The sequence below is a fragment of the Arthrobacter sp. K41 genome (assembly GCF_059089645.1).
Genome location: NZ_JBNHEW010000001.1, coordinates 528,073 through 542,108 on the forward strand (window position 1 = coordinate 528,073; position 14,036 = coordinate 542,108).

At 64.2% G+C, this 14,036-nt stretch carries 10 protein-coding genes; 3 read left to right on the top strand and 7 right to left on the bottom strand.

The annotated features are described in order from the left end of the window. The first annotated feature begins 55 nt into the window (after nucleotides 1-55). Nucleotides 56-1,348 carry a MurT ligase domain-containing protein gene (locus AC5RTE_RS02450; RefSeq protein ID WP_494039812.1) on the top strand — a complete coding sequence of 431 codons (1,293 nt, stop codon included), beginning with the start codon at nucleotides 56-58 and terminating at the stop codon, nucleotides 1,346-1,348. After that, nucleotides 1,345-2,103, top strand: a complete 759-nt coding sequence (locus tag AC5RTE_RS02455; protein WP_494039813.1) for a type 1 glutamine amidotransferase — start codon at nucleotides 1,345-1,347, stop codon at nucleotides 2,101-2,103. Before AC5RTE_RS02450 ends, AC5RTE_RS02455 begins: the two co-directional genes overlap by 4 nt. A 50-nt stretch (nucleotides 2,104-2,153) precedes the next feature. Here the strand turns inward: AC5RTE_RS02455 and AC5RTE_RS02460 are convergent, their stop codons facing one another. After that, nucleotides 2,154-3,428 (bottom strand): CapA family protein, encoded by a 1,275-nt coding sequence (locus AC5RTE_RS02460; protein ID WP_494039814.1) that lies wholly within the window; start codon nucleotides 3,426-3,428, stop codon nucleotides 2,154-2,156. A gap of 84 nt (nucleotides 3,429-3,512) precedes the next feature. Here AC5RTE_RS02460 and AC5RTE_RS02465 point away from each other — a divergent pair, with 84 nt between their 5' ends. Continuing rightward, complete coding sequence (locus tag AC5RTE_RS02465; protein WP_494039815.1) at nucleotides 3,513-5,525, top strand: M3 family metallopeptidase; 2,013 nt, start codon at nucleotides 3,513-3,515, stop codon at nucleotides 5,523-5,525. A 239-nt stretch (nucleotides 5,526-5,764) separates the two neighbouring features. Here AC5RTE_RS02465 and pdxS read toward each other — a convergent pair whose 3' ends face one another. The 6 genes from pdxS to AC5RTE_RS02495 form a co-directional block, all read right to left on the bottom strand. Next, nucleotides 5,765-6,691 (bottom strand): pyridoxal 5'-phosphate synthase lyase subunit PdxS, encoded by a 927-nt coding sequence (pdxS, locus tag AC5RTE_RS02470; protein WP_494039816.1) that lies wholly within the window; start codon nucleotides 6,689-6,691, stop codon nucleotides 5,765-5,767. Between the two features lie 147 nt (nucleotides 6,692-6,838). Next, on the bottom strand, nucleotides 6,839-7,462 hold the full coding sequence (pgsA, locus tag AC5RTE_RS02475; RefSeq protein WP_494039817.1) for a phosphatidylinositol phosphate synthase: 624 nt from the start codon (nucleotides 7,460-7,462) through the stop codon (nucleotides 6,839-6,841). Continuing rightward, nucleotides 7,452-8,039, bottom strand: a complete 588-nt coding sequence (locus AC5RTE_RS02480; RefSeq protein ID WP_494039818.1) for an HIT family protein — start codon at nucleotides 8,037-8,039, stop codon at nucleotides 7,452-7,454. The genes pgsA and AC5RTE_RS02480 overlap by 11 nt, the downstream gene beginning before the upstream one ends. 17 nt (nucleotides 8,040-8,056) lie before the next feature. Beyond that, nucleotides 8,057-10,066: a threonine--tRNA ligase gene (gene thrS / locus AC5RTE_RS02485; RefSeq protein ID WP_494039819.1), complete on the bottom strand. Its 2,010-nt coding sequence runs from the start codon at nucleotides 10,064-10,066 to the stop codon at nucleotides 8,057-8,059. 117 nt (nucleotides 10,067-10,183) lie between these two features. Further along, a complete protein-coding gene (locus tag AC5RTE_RS02490) occupies nucleotides 10,184-13,672 on the bottom strand; it encodes a DNA polymerase III subunit alpha (RefSeq protein WP_494039820.1) in 3,489 nt (1,162 codons plus the stop codon). Next, nucleotides 13,669-14,007: a DUF6504 family protein gene (locus tag AC5RTE_RS02495; protein WP_494039821.1), complete on the bottom strand. Its 339-nt coding sequence runs from the start codon at nucleotides 14,005-14,007 to the stop codon at nucleotides 13,669-13,671. The genes AC5RTE_RS02490 and AC5RTE_RS02495 overlap by 4 nt, the downstream gene beginning before the upstream one ends. Nucleotides 14,008-14,036 lie beyond the last annotated feature (29 nt).

Below are 14,036 nucleotides of genomic sequence, written 5' to 3' on the forward strand. Positions count from 1 at the left end.
TGGCATGCCCCGCCCCGACGCCGGTTCCATGCCGTTGCTGGGATATATTCGACTAATGCTCTATTTCAGTGTTCCGCTCGGCAAGCTGGTCCGCCGGGTGTCCCGGCTGCGGGGCGGCGGGTCTGCCTTCCCCGGACTGGTGGTCGAAAAAATCGATCCGGGCTTTATGCGGCGGACGCTCACCACGCTCCCCCACGGCGTCGCCGTGGTCAGCGGCACCAACGGCAAAACCACCACCACCAAGATGGTGGTGGAGCTGCTCGAGAGCCAGGGGCTGAAGGTTTTCACCAACCGCACCGGCAGCAACTTCACCCGCGGTGTGGCTGCGGCGCTGCTGGGCGAGGTGGACTGGCGCGGCCGGCTCGACGCCGATGTCGCTGTCCTGGAACTCGACGAGGCCCACGCCGTGCACTTCGTCAACAGTGTGCCGCCCCGTTACTGCCTGCTCCTGAATGTCCTCCGCGACCAGCTGGACCGGTTCGGCGAGATCGACAAGACAGCGCAACTGCTCCAGCACATCGCAGCCAAGACCACCGGAACTGTGGTGCTGAACCGTGAGGACCCCCGCGTAGCGAGGATTGCGGAGACCCTTACCGGGCAGGAGGTCAAGTACTTCGGCCTGGATGATTCGCTGCTGGGCACCTTCCCGAACGATGACGACATGCGCGCCGCTCCCGGAAGTCCCGCCCCGGCGGACCTTCCGGACAAGCCGGCGGCCGACGTCGTACTCCGCAAAGTAGGTGCGGACACTGCCGAATTTGAGTACGACGGCGTCACGGTCACCACCGGGATGAAGCTGCGCGGCGTGTACAACATCTTCAATGCGGCCGCCGCGCTGACCCTCGCGCGGAGCATTTGCGGCGGCGGCGCAGCCACCGCCGACCACGGCACACTGCTGGCGGCACTCGCCCAGGTTGCGCCCGCCTTCGGACGCGGCGAAAGCCTCACCGTGGACGGCCAGCCCCTGGACCTGGTCCTGGTCAAGAATCCCAGCGGGTTCCGGCTCGGACTGAAGTCCTTTCCCGCCGGCGGCTACGCCACCATGATCGCCATCAACGACAACTACGCTGACGGCCGCGACATGTCCTGGCTCTGGGATGTTGAGTTCGACTCGCTGCGCGCAGGCGGAGTGGACCAGCTGACCGGCTCCCGCGCCTACGACATGGCACTGCGCCTGCAGTACGACGAGGTGCCGATCGGCGGCGTGGAGACCGAGATTGCGCCCGCCCTTGCTGCCTTCATCAGGGAAGCCCAGGGCAAGCCGAAGCGCATCTTCTGCACATACACCGCCATGCTGGCCATCCGGCGCGAGCTGTCCAAAATCACCACCGTGGAGGTTGTCTCGTGAGCCAGGCAGGCGCGGATACAGCGGAGAGCGCGGAGAGCAAGGGCACCCTCCGGGTGGTGCAGCTCTACCCGCGCGACATGAACATCTACGGCGACTGGGGGAACGCCCTGGTCCTCAAGCAGCGCATCCGGTGGCACGGCTACACACCGGAGCTGCTCGAATACAACGTGGGCGACCCCTTCCCGGAAGACGTGGACATTATCGTGGGCGGCGGCGGCCAGGACAGCGGGCAGCTGGTGATCCAGGACGATCTGCAGGCGCGCGCGGAGGTGTTGAAGGACCTGGCCGAGGACGGCGCCCCCATGCTGGTCATCTGCGGCCTTTACCAGCTCTTCGGACGTTTTTTCAAAACCCGGACCGGAGCGGTCATTCCGGGCATCGGCGTCCTCGACGTCGAAACCCATGGCACGGACGAGCGCCTGATCGGCAACGTCAAGGTGGCTACCCCCGAGTTCGGCGAAGTGCTGGGTTACGAAAACCACAGCGGGCAAACCACCCTGGGCAACGGCGTCCGCCCCCTCGGCACCGTGGCCAAGGGCACCGGAAACAACAGCAGCGACGGCCATGAAGGTGCCCGCTACCGAAACATCGTAGCCAGCTACCTGCACGGGTCGCTGCTGCCGAAGAACCCGGCCATTGCCGACTTCCTGATCAAAACGGCAGCGGAGCGGAAGTTCGGGTCCTTTGATCCCGGCCAGCCGAACGACCGTTACGCGGAACTCGCCAGGGAACACGCGGCGCGCCGGCCCCGCTGAGAGTTCGAGGGTCCGGCTGCCGACGGCGGCACTCCCTTTTCGGGGCCGGTTTACGGTTCGCGCGTGATGAGGAGCTCATGGGCGCCCGCCGCTGCAGCACCGCGTGCTTCCACCACGGTCCCGGTCCGGTGCCGGGTCGCCGCATCCGCTTCCGGGCCGGCACATGGACCCTGCGGCGCGTCGGCTGCTGCCGAGCACCAGCGGTAAGGGTCGCGGACAATCACGGACGGCACCCAGCCCAGATCCGTCGCGGACCATTGTCCGGATTGGTCCTGGCCGAACTGCACCCTTACCAGGAGCCCTTCGTTGTTGACCAGGTACCAGGGAGACAATTCTGTGACGCCGTTGCCGAGGCCGTACACGATCCAGGTGCCCTTGTAGTTTTCGATGGGCTGCACGGCGTGCGAGTGGTGCCCGTAGACCAGGTTGAACTGTCCGCTGTCCACCAGCGCATGCGCCGCTTCCTGCTGCTGGGTGTTCGGTTCACTGGAATACTCATCGCCGGCGTGCATCGCTGCCACCACGATGTCCGCTCCCAGGGCCCTCGCCTTGTCAGCCTTGGCGATCATCTTTGCCGGTTCCAGCATGTCCACCTGCCAGGGGTGGTCGGGGAGCAGGCCGTTGAGCCCGTAGGTGGCCTGGATGAGGGCTATCTTTGCGGCCGGCGTTTGCATGATGAGGATGCTGTGCGATTCGTGCTCGGTCCGGTAGGAGCCCGTGTGCTGCAGCCCGGCAGCATCCAAGGCGTCCAGGGTTCGCAGCAGCCCGTCCGTGCCGCGGTCGATGGTGTGGTTGCTGGCCGTGGTGCACCCCTGGTAACCCACGTCCTTGGCCGCGGCGATGATCTGGGGCGGGACGTTGAACGACGGATACGCGGAGAACGGACCGTCAGGTAGCGCCACCGGCGTCTCCAGATGGCAGATGGCAAGGTCGCTGTTGTTGATGTACCGGTGTTGGCCCTGCAGGAGGGGCCTAAAATCCAGACCAGGCTTCCCGGCTGCTGCGGCGTCCTGCTCTGCCTGCTGCCACAGTTGGGCGTGGACGAGCATGTCCCCGGTAACAAGGAGGGTGGCACAGCGGACCGCAGGGCAGGGCGGGCCTTTGCCCGGGGTGGGGGCGGGTGCGGGTACGGGTGTTGGGGTTGAAGTGGCCGCAGGGGCCGGACCGGCGCCGGAACCCCCGCCCCGCGTAGCAGTCTCCGCAGGCCGCGGCCCCTGCCCGTCCTGTTCAGCGACCAGGCCGCAGCCGGCCAGCAGGGCAGCTGCGAGCAAGGTGCCGATGGTGGCGCCGGTTCGCGGCGCAGCGCTGCGCCAACTGATCCCCATAGCGGTCAGTTTAGATAAAGTCCCGGGCCGCCACGAGCATTTGGGGTCGTTGAGATGGCGTGGCCGGTGTGGAAGATTTGCGGCATGACAAACCCTCTGCTCTCTCCCAGCAAACTGCCGTTCGCTCTGCCGCCGTTCGCCGACATCGAACCTTCCCATTACGCTGAAGCGGCAGAGGCGGGGTTCGCGGAGCATTTGGCGGAAATCCAAGCCATTACGGAGAGCCGTGATCCTGCCACTTTCGATAACACTGCGGTGGCAATGGAGCGCTCAGGCCAGTTGCTGCAGAGGGTTGCCGCCGCCTTTTTTACCCTCGTCTCTGCCGATGCTTCCGAGGAGATCCGGGAACTCGAAACCCGGCTTGCGCCGCTGTTCTCAGCACACCAGGACGAGGTGTTTTTGAACAAGGCACTGTACGAACGCTTCGCGGCCATCGGGACGGCCGGGCTTGATCCGGAGGCGGGCCGTCTCGTGGAGGAGTATCTGAAGGAATTCCGGCAGTCCGGTATCCAGCTGGATCACCCCGGACAGGAGCGGCTCCGCCAGCTCAACGCCGAACTGTCCAGGTTGGGCACAGAGTTCGGCCAGCGGGTCAAGGAAGGCATGAAATCCGCGGCACTCCTGCTTGAGGATCCCGCGGACCTGGCGGGGTTGCCGGACGATGACGTGTCCGCTGCCGCGGAAGCAGCCCGCGCGGCCGGGCACGACGGGAAGTTCCTCCTGGCGCTGATCCAGCCGAGTAACCAGCCCGCCCTGGCCGCACTGGAAAACCGGGAGATCCGGCGCCGGTTGTATGAGGCGTCCGTGGCCCGCGGCAGCAGCGGCGGGAGCCTGGACGTGCTCGACCTCGCCCGGTCCATGGCGGCCCTGCGCGCTGAAAAAGCGGCCCTGCTGGGTTTTGCCAACTACGCTGAACTCGTGGTGGACCGCCAGACCGCACCTGATTTCGAAGCGGTCCAGTCCATGCTGAACCGGATGGCGCCGGCGGCGGTCCGCAACGCAGATCGTGAGGCAGCGGCTCTCGCTGAGGCAGCCGGGCACCCCTTGGAAGCCTGGGACTGGGCGTTCTACTCCGCGAAGGTCCGCAGGGAAAAGTACGAGGTAGACGAGCAGGCCCTCCGGCCATACTTTGAGCTGGACCGTGTTCTCACCGACGGGGTTTTCTTCGCTGCCACGTCGCTCTACGGCATCACCTTCCACGAGCGGAAGGACCTTTCCGGCTACCACCCCGATGTGCGCGTCTGGGAAGTCCGAAACGAGGACGGAAGGGCCCTTGGGCTGTTCCTCGGCGACTACTACACCCGGGGGACCAAACGGGGTGGCGCATGGATGAATTCCCTAGTGGAACAGTCGGCGTTGCTGGGGACCATGCCCGTCGTTATCAACAACCTCAACATCTCCAAGCCGCCCGCCGGCGAACCTGCGCTGCTGACTCTGGATGAACTGCGAACCACCTTCCACGAGTTCGGACATGCCCTGCACGGGTTGTTCTCCGATGTCACGTATCCGCGGTTTTCCGGAACGTCGGTTCCGCGGGACTTTGTGGAGTACCCGTCCCAGGTGAACGAGATGTGGATTATGTGGCCGGAGGTGCTGGCCAACTATGCGAAGCACTACAAAACCGGGACGCCGCTTCCGCAGGAGATTGTGGACAGACTGGATGAATCACGGCTCTGGGGTGAAGGGTTCGCCACTACGGAGTACCTGGGGGCGGCGCTGCTGGACCTGGCCTGGCATGTCCTCGGCAGCAGCGAGGTGCCTGAGGACGTCGTGGCTTTCGAGAACAAGGCTCTGGCAGCTGCGGGAATCGCCCATGCCCTGGTGCCGCCGCGCTACCGCACCGGGTACTTCCAGCACGTCTTCGCGGGAGCCGGTTACGCGGCCGGCTACTATTCGTACATCTGGAGCGAAGTGCTGGACGCCGAGACGGTGGACTGGTTTACCGAACATGGAGGCCTCACCCGGCCCAACGGCGAACGCTTCCGGCAGGAGCTGCTGTCCCGTGGAAACAGCCGCGACCCCCTCGAGTCCTTCAAAACCCTCCGCGGCCGCGAAGCCGAACTGGAACCCCTCCTAAAGCGCCGCGGCCTCGAGTAAAGCACTACTCCCCTGCAAAAGGAACGACGCCGGTCCCCCACCTGAAAAAGGCGAGGAACCGGCGTCGTACATAAAACATAAGGCGACCGCTTAGAGACGGACGGAGTTATCCGGCAGCGCGCGTAAAAGGGCCCCCGCGCCCCAGCCAGCTACAAAAGCTGCCAGGGAAGCGCGGGGAATAGCGCGCAGAGGATGGCGCCGTCCGGCGCCCCACAGGCGCCAGCCCCTGGACGAGCGATTTACCAGCCGCGCTCGGCGAGGCGGTGGGGCTGGGGGATCTCGTCGACGTTGATGCCCACCATGGCTTCGCCGAGGCCGCGGGAGGCCTTGGCGATGACGTCGGGGTCATCGAAGAAGGTGGTGGCCTTCACGACGGCGGCGGCGCGCTGGGCGGGGTTGCCGGACTTGAAGATACCGGAACCGACGAACACGCCGTCAGCGCCGAGCTGCATCATCATGGCAGCATCGGACGGGGTGGCGATGCCGCCGGCGGTGAACAGGACCACGGGCAGCCTGCCGGCAGCGGCAACTTCCTTGACCAGGTCGTACGGGGCCTGCAGTTCCTTGGCCGCCACGTACAGCTCGTCCTCGGGCAGGGCTGCGAGCTTGGCGATTTCGGAACGGATCTGGCGCATGTGCCCGGTGGCGTTGGAAACGTCACCGGTGCCGGCCTCGCCCTTGGACCGGATCATCGCCGCGCCCTCGTTGATGCGGCGCAGCGCCTCACCAAGGTTGGTCGCGCCGCAGACGAAGGGAACCTTGAAGTTCCACTTGTCGATGTGGTTGACGTAGTCGGCCGGGGTGAGGACCTCGGACTCGTCGATGTAGTCCACGCCGAGGGACTGCAGGACCTGCGCTTCGACGAAGTGGCCGATCCGGGCCTTGGCCATGACCGGGATGGACACGGCGTCGATGATCTGGTCGATCATGTCCGGATCGGACATGCGTGACACGCCGCCCTGGGCGCGGATATCGGCCGGAACGCGTTCCAGCGCCATCACAGCAACGGCACCGGCGTCCTCGGCGATGCGGGCCTGTTCGACGTTAACGACGTCCATGATGACGCCGCCCTTGAGCATCTCAGCCATGCCCCGCTTCACGCGGTTGCTGCCCGTGACGCTGTTCGCGGACGAACCGGCCTCGCTGCTTACATCAGGTGTAGACACAAAAACCCCTATGGGTAGATAGATGACATTCGCCGGGTATGCAGGGCGGCAGGAAGGTGCCATATCTGCAGACTCCGGGTTGCCGGATCCATTGACCGGGCAGTACCAATACTAGTCTCACCGCGCCCGGGCGGCTTAATTGGTGTGCTAATCGGCAGGGGTTGGTTCCGCCAGGGCCTGGCGGCGTACGGCCACCATGCGCTGGGCCACCGTGATGAAGCTGGCAAGGGCCAGGAGTACGAGCGTTGCGAGCAGCACCACCTGCGGCAGCCCGAGGCCGGTAAATCCAGTGACGACCAGCACTGACACGAGCCGTTCGGCCCGTTCTGCTATGCCAATGTTGGCGGTGAAACCCAGGGACTCCGCCTTGGCCCTGGCGTAGGAGATTACCATGCCCAGGACGAGGCAGACGGTGGCTGCCATGGCGATGGGAACGTTAGCACCACCGGTGAAGAACCACACGGCCACGCCGGCGAAGAGCGCGCCGTCTGCAATCCGGTCCAGGGTGGAGTCGAGGAAGTTGCCCCATCGGCTGCCCACCTCCTGCATCCTTGCCATGATGCCGTCCAGGACGTCGGAGAAGATAAACGCGGTGATGAACAGTGTCCCCCACCAAAGCTGCCCCATCGGGTAGAAGACGAGGGCTCCCACCACCACCCCGGCCGTGCCGGTAATGGTCACCGCATCCGCTGAGACACCGATTCGAAGGAGCCAGCGGGCAAGGGGGGTGAACAGGGCGGTGAAGAACTTGCGGGCGTGCTTATTCAGCATCCGTCTCCCCGGGCCAGGCGTCAGCGACCTGTTGGCGGACCTCGTCCAGGGTCTGCGTGATCGCCTTGGTCTGGGCGATGATGGGGAAGAAGTTCCCGTCACCGCCCCAGCGCGGAACGATGTGCTGGTGCAGATGCGCGGCGATGCCGGCGCCGCCCACCACGCCCTGGTTCATGCCGAGGTTGAACCCGCCGGGGTTTGATACTTTCCGCAGGACCCGCATGGCCGTCTGGGTCAGTTCGGCGAACTCCGCCGTCTCCTCGAGCGTCAGGTCGGTGTAGTCGGGGATATGGCGGTAGGGGCAGACCAGGAGATGTCCAGGGTTGTACGGAAACAGGTTCAGCACTACGTAGCAGGTCTTCCCCCGGTGGACGATCAGCGCATCCTCGTCGGTCCGGCCGGGCCCGACACAGAAGGGGCAGTCGTTTTCGTTCTTGAACTGGTGCTGGCCGCCTTTGATGTAGGCCATGCGGTGCGGAGTCCACAGGCGCTGGAAAGCGTCCGGGACACCGGCGAGGTCAAAGTCGTCGGTAACGCCGGCATCGTCCGGATATCCTGCGCCTGTGTTCTCCTGCACGGTGCTGTTCCGTTCCGCTAGCTGGTCCGGTTACGGACGGCTTCCGTGATCCGCTTGATTGCCTCTGCGACTGGCACGCCGTTGTCCTGGCTTCCGTCGCGGAAGCGGAAGGATACGGCGCCTGCCTCGGCGTCGTCGCCGCCGGCGATGAGGACAAACGGGATCTTGTCCTTGCTGGCGGTGCGGATCTTCTTGGGGAACCTGTCCGAGGTGGTGTCCACTTCGGCCCGGATACCGGCGGCCTTGAGTTGGTCGACGACGTCGAACATGTACTCGTTGAACGCCTCCGCCACCGGGATACCCACCACCTGGACGGGAGCGAGCCAGGCGGGGAAGGCGCCGGCGTAGTGCTCGGTGAGCACGCCCATGAAGCGTTCGATCGAGCCGAACAGTGCCCGGTGGATCATCACCGGCCGCTGGCGGGTGCCGTCAGCGGCCTGGAATTCCAATTCGAAACGCTCAGGCAGGTTGAAGTCCAGCTGGATGGTGGACATCTGCCAGGTCCGGCCCAGAGCGTCCTTCGCCTGCACGGAAATTTTGGGGCCGTAGAACGCCGCTCCGCCCGGATCCGGAACAAGCTCCAGCCCTGATTCCTGGGCGACTTCGGCGAGGGTGCGGGTGGCTTCCTCCCAGGTGGCGTCATCACCTACGTATTTTTCAGGATCCTTGGTGGAGAGCTCAAGGTAAAAATCGTTCAGCCCGTAGTCCTTGAGGAGGCCAAGGACGAAGTTCAACGTCTTGGTGAGTTCGTCCTTCATCTGCTCGCGGGTGCAGTAGATGTGGGCGTCGTCCTGGGTCATGCCGCGGACCCGGGTGAGGCCGTGCACCACACCGGACTTCTCGTACCGGTAAACGGAACCGAATTCGAACAGGCGCAGGGGCAGCTCGCGGTAGGAACGTCCGCGCGAACGGAAGATGAGGTTGTGCATGGGGCAGTTCATCGGCTTCAGGTAGTAGTCCTGTGCCGGCTTGCGGATGGTGCCGTCGGCGTTGAGTTCCTCATCAACCCGCATGGCGGGGAACATGCCTTCCTTGTACCAGTCGAGGTGGCCGGAGACCTCGTACAGGTGGCCCTTGGTGATGTGCGGCGTGTAGACGAACTCGTAGCCGGCCTCGACGTGGCGCTGCCGGGAGTAGTCCTCCATCTCCTTGCGGATGATGCCGCCCTTGGGGTGGAACACCGGCAGGCCTGAACCGAGCTCGTCAGGGAAGGAGAACAGGTCCAGTTCGACGCCGAGCTTGCGGTGGTCACGGCGCTCGGCTTCGGCGAGGCGTTCCTGGTAGGCCTTGAGGGCCTCCTTGGTGGGCCATGCAGTGCCATAGATCCGCTGCAGCTGCTGGTTCTTCTGGTTTCCCAGCCAGTAGGCGGAAGAGGAACGGGTCAGGGCAAAAGCGTTGGAAATCATTTTGGTGTTGGGCAGGTGGGGGCCGCGGCAGAGATCGCACCAGACGGTGGTCCCTTCCTTGCGCTCAACGTTGTTATAGATGGTGATGTCGCCGGCGCCCACCTCGACGTTTACGCCTTCGCCGGCTTCGGCGGCCTCGTTTTTCTTGCCCAGGAGTTCGAGCTTGTAGGGCTCGTTTCTCATGGCTTCGCGGGCCTCGTCCTCGGACACCACCCGCCGGACGAATTTCTGGTTCTGGTTGACGATTTTGAGCATCATCTTTTCGAGGGTTTTGAGGTCCTCGGGGGTGAAGGGCTCGGCCACGTCAAAGTCGAAGTAGAAACCGTCGGTGATGTAGGGGCCGATGCCCAGTTTGGCGTCCGGGCGCAGCTGCTGGACGGCCTGGGCCATGACGTGGGCGGTGGAGTGCCGGAGCACGTTGAGGCCGTCGGGGGAATCGATGGTGACGCCTTCGACGTCGGCGCCTTCCGGAAGTTCCTGGTCCAGGTCCTTCAGCTCGCCATTGACACGGGCTACAACAACATCACGGCGCTCAAAGAAGAGTTCCGCACCGGTTGTCCCGGTAGTCACCTTGGTCTCTTCGCCATCGACGAGAAGGGTGATCTGCTGGGCATCTGACACGGGTGTCTCCTATTCAAAGTTAAGGGCTTCATAGCTTGTGGCATACGGGGACCACAGCCAGCCACCGTCAATGCTATCGGGTCAGCAGAGGGCCGACCAACGCGGCGCACGGCAGGATCAGCCGTTAAATCCCGTGATGGCCAGGCTCCTGCTGATTCCATCCAGGGGATGTGGGCCGACCGGAGCCAAGGCCTCCGAATCCGGGAAGGGCAGGGTCCCGGTCTGGCTGAGGTCCCAGGCCATGCTTGCGCTGATGCTGATTCCCCGTGGTCCTGTCCTCCGGGTGGTGCCGCGGATCAGCAGCATTCGGGTCCCGAAAAGGAGCAGGCCGGCTTTCTCCTGGGCCTCATGGAAGAAGACCGAATCGATGCATCCAGTGCCGTCATCGATGCTGATGAACACTACCCTCCTGCCGCCGCGCATGGGGGGTGTCTGGGTGGCCACGCGCACTCCGGCCACCAGCACTTCGGTCCCGTTGCGCAGGCCCAGGAGCTTGTCCGCGGTGGTTACCCCCAACCTGTCCAGCATGGGCCGGTGGCTGTTTATGAGGTGGCTGCTGACGTCAACAGCCAGGAGGTCCAGTTCTGCCCGGACATTTTCAATGAGGGTGGGTTCCGGAAGTCCCGGCTTGAGGTTGCGCAGTTCAACATCGCCCAGGGGAAGGGACAGCTGCCCCTCGAGGACCTCGACGCCTTTCCGCCCGCCCGCCGTGCTCTGGAGCTGTTGCAGGTGCTGAACGAGGTCTGCCCGGTTGGCAGTGCCGCCGGCCTCACGGTGCAGGGAATCAAAAGCTCCCAGCTGTGCCAGGCGTTTGATGCTGGGTTTGCTGAGCCGCGAGCGCGCGCGGAGGTCTGCGAGTGAGTCATAGGGCTGGCCTGCCACGATCCTTTTCAGTTCGGTGGCGGACAGCCCATAGATTCCGTTCAGGCTCAGCCTGATTCCCAATTTTCCTGCATCGGGTCCCTGCCGAACCCGTTCCACCCGGTATTCCCCCTTGCTGCGGTTGATGTCCAGGGGAAGGATGGGGATTCCCATCCTTCTGGCTTCGGCCACCAGCAACCGTTTGGGGTACATGCCGGGATCGTGTTCCCACAGTCCGGCCAGGAAGGCTTCGGGGTGATGGGTCTTCAGCCAGGCGGACTGGTAGGTGGGTACGGCGAAGGCAGCTCCGTGGGCTTTGCAGAAACCGAAGCTGCCAAAGGCCTTCAGGGTCCCCCAGACGTTGTCCACTACTTCCGGGGAATAACCCTTTTTCCGGGCTTCCCGGCGGAAGAACTTCTCAACAGCCAGTTCCTGGACCTCGTTGCCCAGGGCACGCCGGAATTCGTCAGCCCTGGCCAGGCCGCAGCCGGTCATCACATTGAAGGTTTTCAGGATCTGTTCATGGAAAACCGTCACCCCGTGGGTTTCCGCAAGGACGGGCTTCAGGTCTGGGTGGGGGTATACCTCGGGTGCGAATCCATGCCGGTGCTCAAGGAAGGGCCGGACCATGTCGGATTTCATGGGCCCGGGCCGGAACAGGGAAATGTCGATGATGAGGTCGTTGAACTCCCGCGGCGCCAACTTGCCGATCAGCTCGCGCTGCCCTGGTGACTCAATCTGGAAGCAGCCCAGGGTATGAGTACTCCTGATGAGTTCAAAAGTTGCCTCATCATCGAGGGGAATGGCGTTGAGGTCGATGTGCCCGTTTTCAGCTATGTAGTCCGGGCCTGATCCGTCCTGCCCGGAACCATGCTTACCGGCTTCCACTACTTCCTTCTTTGAAGGGTGGATCCGGATGACTTCCCGGACCGCAAACGCCATGGCACTTTGCATCCTGACTCCCAGGACATCGAGCTTGAGCATGCCCATGGGGTCCATATCGTGTTTGTCGAACTGGCTCATGGGCAGTCCCAGTCCGCTGGGCTGTACCGGGGTGCGGTCCAGCAAGGTGGCGTCCCCCAGGATCACCCCACAGGGATGCATCGAAATATGCCGCGGCAACCGGTCCAGGCGTTCCGTCAGGTCCACCAGCAGGTCCAGCTGCTGGTTTCCGTGGGCATCGCGCTGTTCCACGCGGCCTGCAAACTCCCGCAGTTCAGGTTTTTCCTGCAGCGCCTCCCGGAATTTCCGGGCGGAGAACCGCCACATCTGTTTGGCGATGTCCCCCACATCGCCATCATCCATACCCAGGGCCATGCCCGCGTCCCGGACTGCCCCTCTTGCCCGGTATCCGTTCTGCATGCTCATCAGCGTGACCCGCTCGGAACCGAAGCGTTCGAAGATCCGGCGGTAGACGTTATGGCGTTCGGCGCTTTCGACGTCGATGTCAATGTCCGGCAGGGTGGCCCGGTCCCGGGAGAGGAAGCGTTCGAAGATCAGGTCATGCTGCAGTGGATTGACCTGGCTGACGTCGATCAGGTAATTGACCAGGCTTGAGGCACCTGATCCGCGGGCTGCTGCCCTGACCCCCATGTCCTGGATCATGCGGGATACTTCGGCAACGGTAAGGAAGTAGGAAGAAAACCCCAGGTTCTGGATAATGCCGAGTTCGTGCCCGAGCCGGTGGTGCATCTGCTTCTCACTGCTGCCCGAAAGCCCCGGGAACCGCCTTCCGATTCCCGCCTCGCAGCGTTGCACCAGTTCAAGGTGCGGATCCTGGCTGATCCCGATTACGGAGGCTTCCGGCACGACGGGCTGCTTCCAGCCCATATCGGTTTCGGGGTCCATCCTGCAGAGATCGGCGAGCGCCTCGGTTTGTGCGATCAGCTGCTTGAGGTCTGCTGCACCGTATCCGGCGGCGGAGATAATTTCCCTGCCCAAATTCAGCATCTGGCCGGCGGATTTCAGCCAGCCCTGGCCGTTGGGTTGCAGCATTGGTTCCTGGGCCAGCTCCGGCAGCGATTTCAGGGTCCGGGCTGAGTCAAGGACATCGGCCGTGGCAGCGCCGTCCTCCGCGCAGTACCTCACAGCGTTGCTGAGGATGGCCGGAACGTGATGCTCTTCCGCGAGCTTGAGCATGCGGACGGCATGCGACGTACTTAGAGGTGCTCCCGGGGCGCTGAGCTGGGAGACGATTTCGGTGACCACTGTTGCCGGGGGCATGGCATCAAGCCATTGCTTGAAGAGCGTCCGGGGCCGCAGGTACCGGCGGCCTCCCATGGCACGCCCGACGTCGGAATCCGGCCCGATCAGGACCATCAGCACGGGTTTGAGGGTTTGCGGGTCCAGGGTACGGGAAGCAAGTTCCGCCCTGGTTACAGCCACGGGCACGGTTCCCCCGGACTTGCCCGAAGTGCGGGCGTGGGCATCGGACACCAGCCGGCACAGTGCACGGTACCCTGCACCGTTGTTGTTGCCGCGCGCGAGCACCACCACGCGGCCTGCCAGCTGGGTGCGGTGATCGCCGTCGTCGTCATACACCGCCAGGTCCACACCGACTATGGGATCAATGCCGGCGTCCATGCAGGCTTTGAGGTGCTTGATTGTTCCGTAGAGCCCATCACGGTCAGTGCAGGCGAGCGCGGTTGCCCCGTCAGCAGCGGCGGCCTGGGCCAGCTCCTCAGGCCAGGACACGCCATAGTGGGCACTGAAGGCAGTAGAGACGTGGAGGTGCGTGAAGCTCATGCTGTTCGTGGGCGAAGGGCGTCATGGATCCGCAGCAGCCGCCACCGGCCGCTGCGGATGTGGCGGGTCAGATCAAGAGTGAGCGGTTCATCCTGACCATTGCCCGCAGCGGAAGCTGGACCTGAGGGAAGCACCTGAACCCGCCAGATTTCATGGTCAACCAGTCCGGGCCCGGTGCCCAGCGGTGCACGGCTTTCTTCAGCCCACCACTGCCGGCGCTCGTACCATCGGACCGGCTCGGCGCAGACTGAATAGGACCGCCCTGCCCATTGCAGGCTCACCGGCTGGCCATCCTGGTTGCAGGCAACATCCACGGATTCACTGAACATCCCCATGGGCACCTCCCGGCCAGAGCAAGAAACTC

What these genes read in the sequence shown, in the direction of transcription:
- pgsA (WP_494039817.1), bottom strand. Translation starts at nt 7,462, where the DNA reads ATGCTGAATAAGCACGCCCGCAAGTTCTTCACCGCCCTGTTCACCCCC.
- AC5RTE_RS02465 (WP_494039815.1), top strand. Translation starts at nt 3,513, where the DNA reads ATGACAAACCCTCTGCTCTCTCCCAGCAAACTGCCGTTCGCTCTGCCG.
- AC5RTE_RS02490 (WP_494039820.1), bottom strand. Translation starts at nt 13,672, where the DNA reads ATGAGCTTCACGCACCTCCACGTCTCTACTGCCTTCAGTGCCCACTAT.
- AC5RTE_RS02495 (WP_494039821.1), bottom strand. Translation starts at nt 14,007, where the DNA reads ATGGGGATGTTCAGTGAATCCGTGGATGTTGCCTGCAACCAGGATGGC.
- AC5RTE_RS02450 (WP_494039812.1), top strand. Translation starts at nt 56, where the DNA reads ATGCTCTATTTCAGTGTTCCGCTCGGCAAGCTGGTCCGCCGGGTGTCC.
- AC5RTE_RS02460 (WP_494039814.1), bottom strand. Translation starts at nt 3,428, where the DNA reads ATGGGGATCAGTTGGCGCAGCGCTGCGCCGCGAACCGGCGCCACCATC.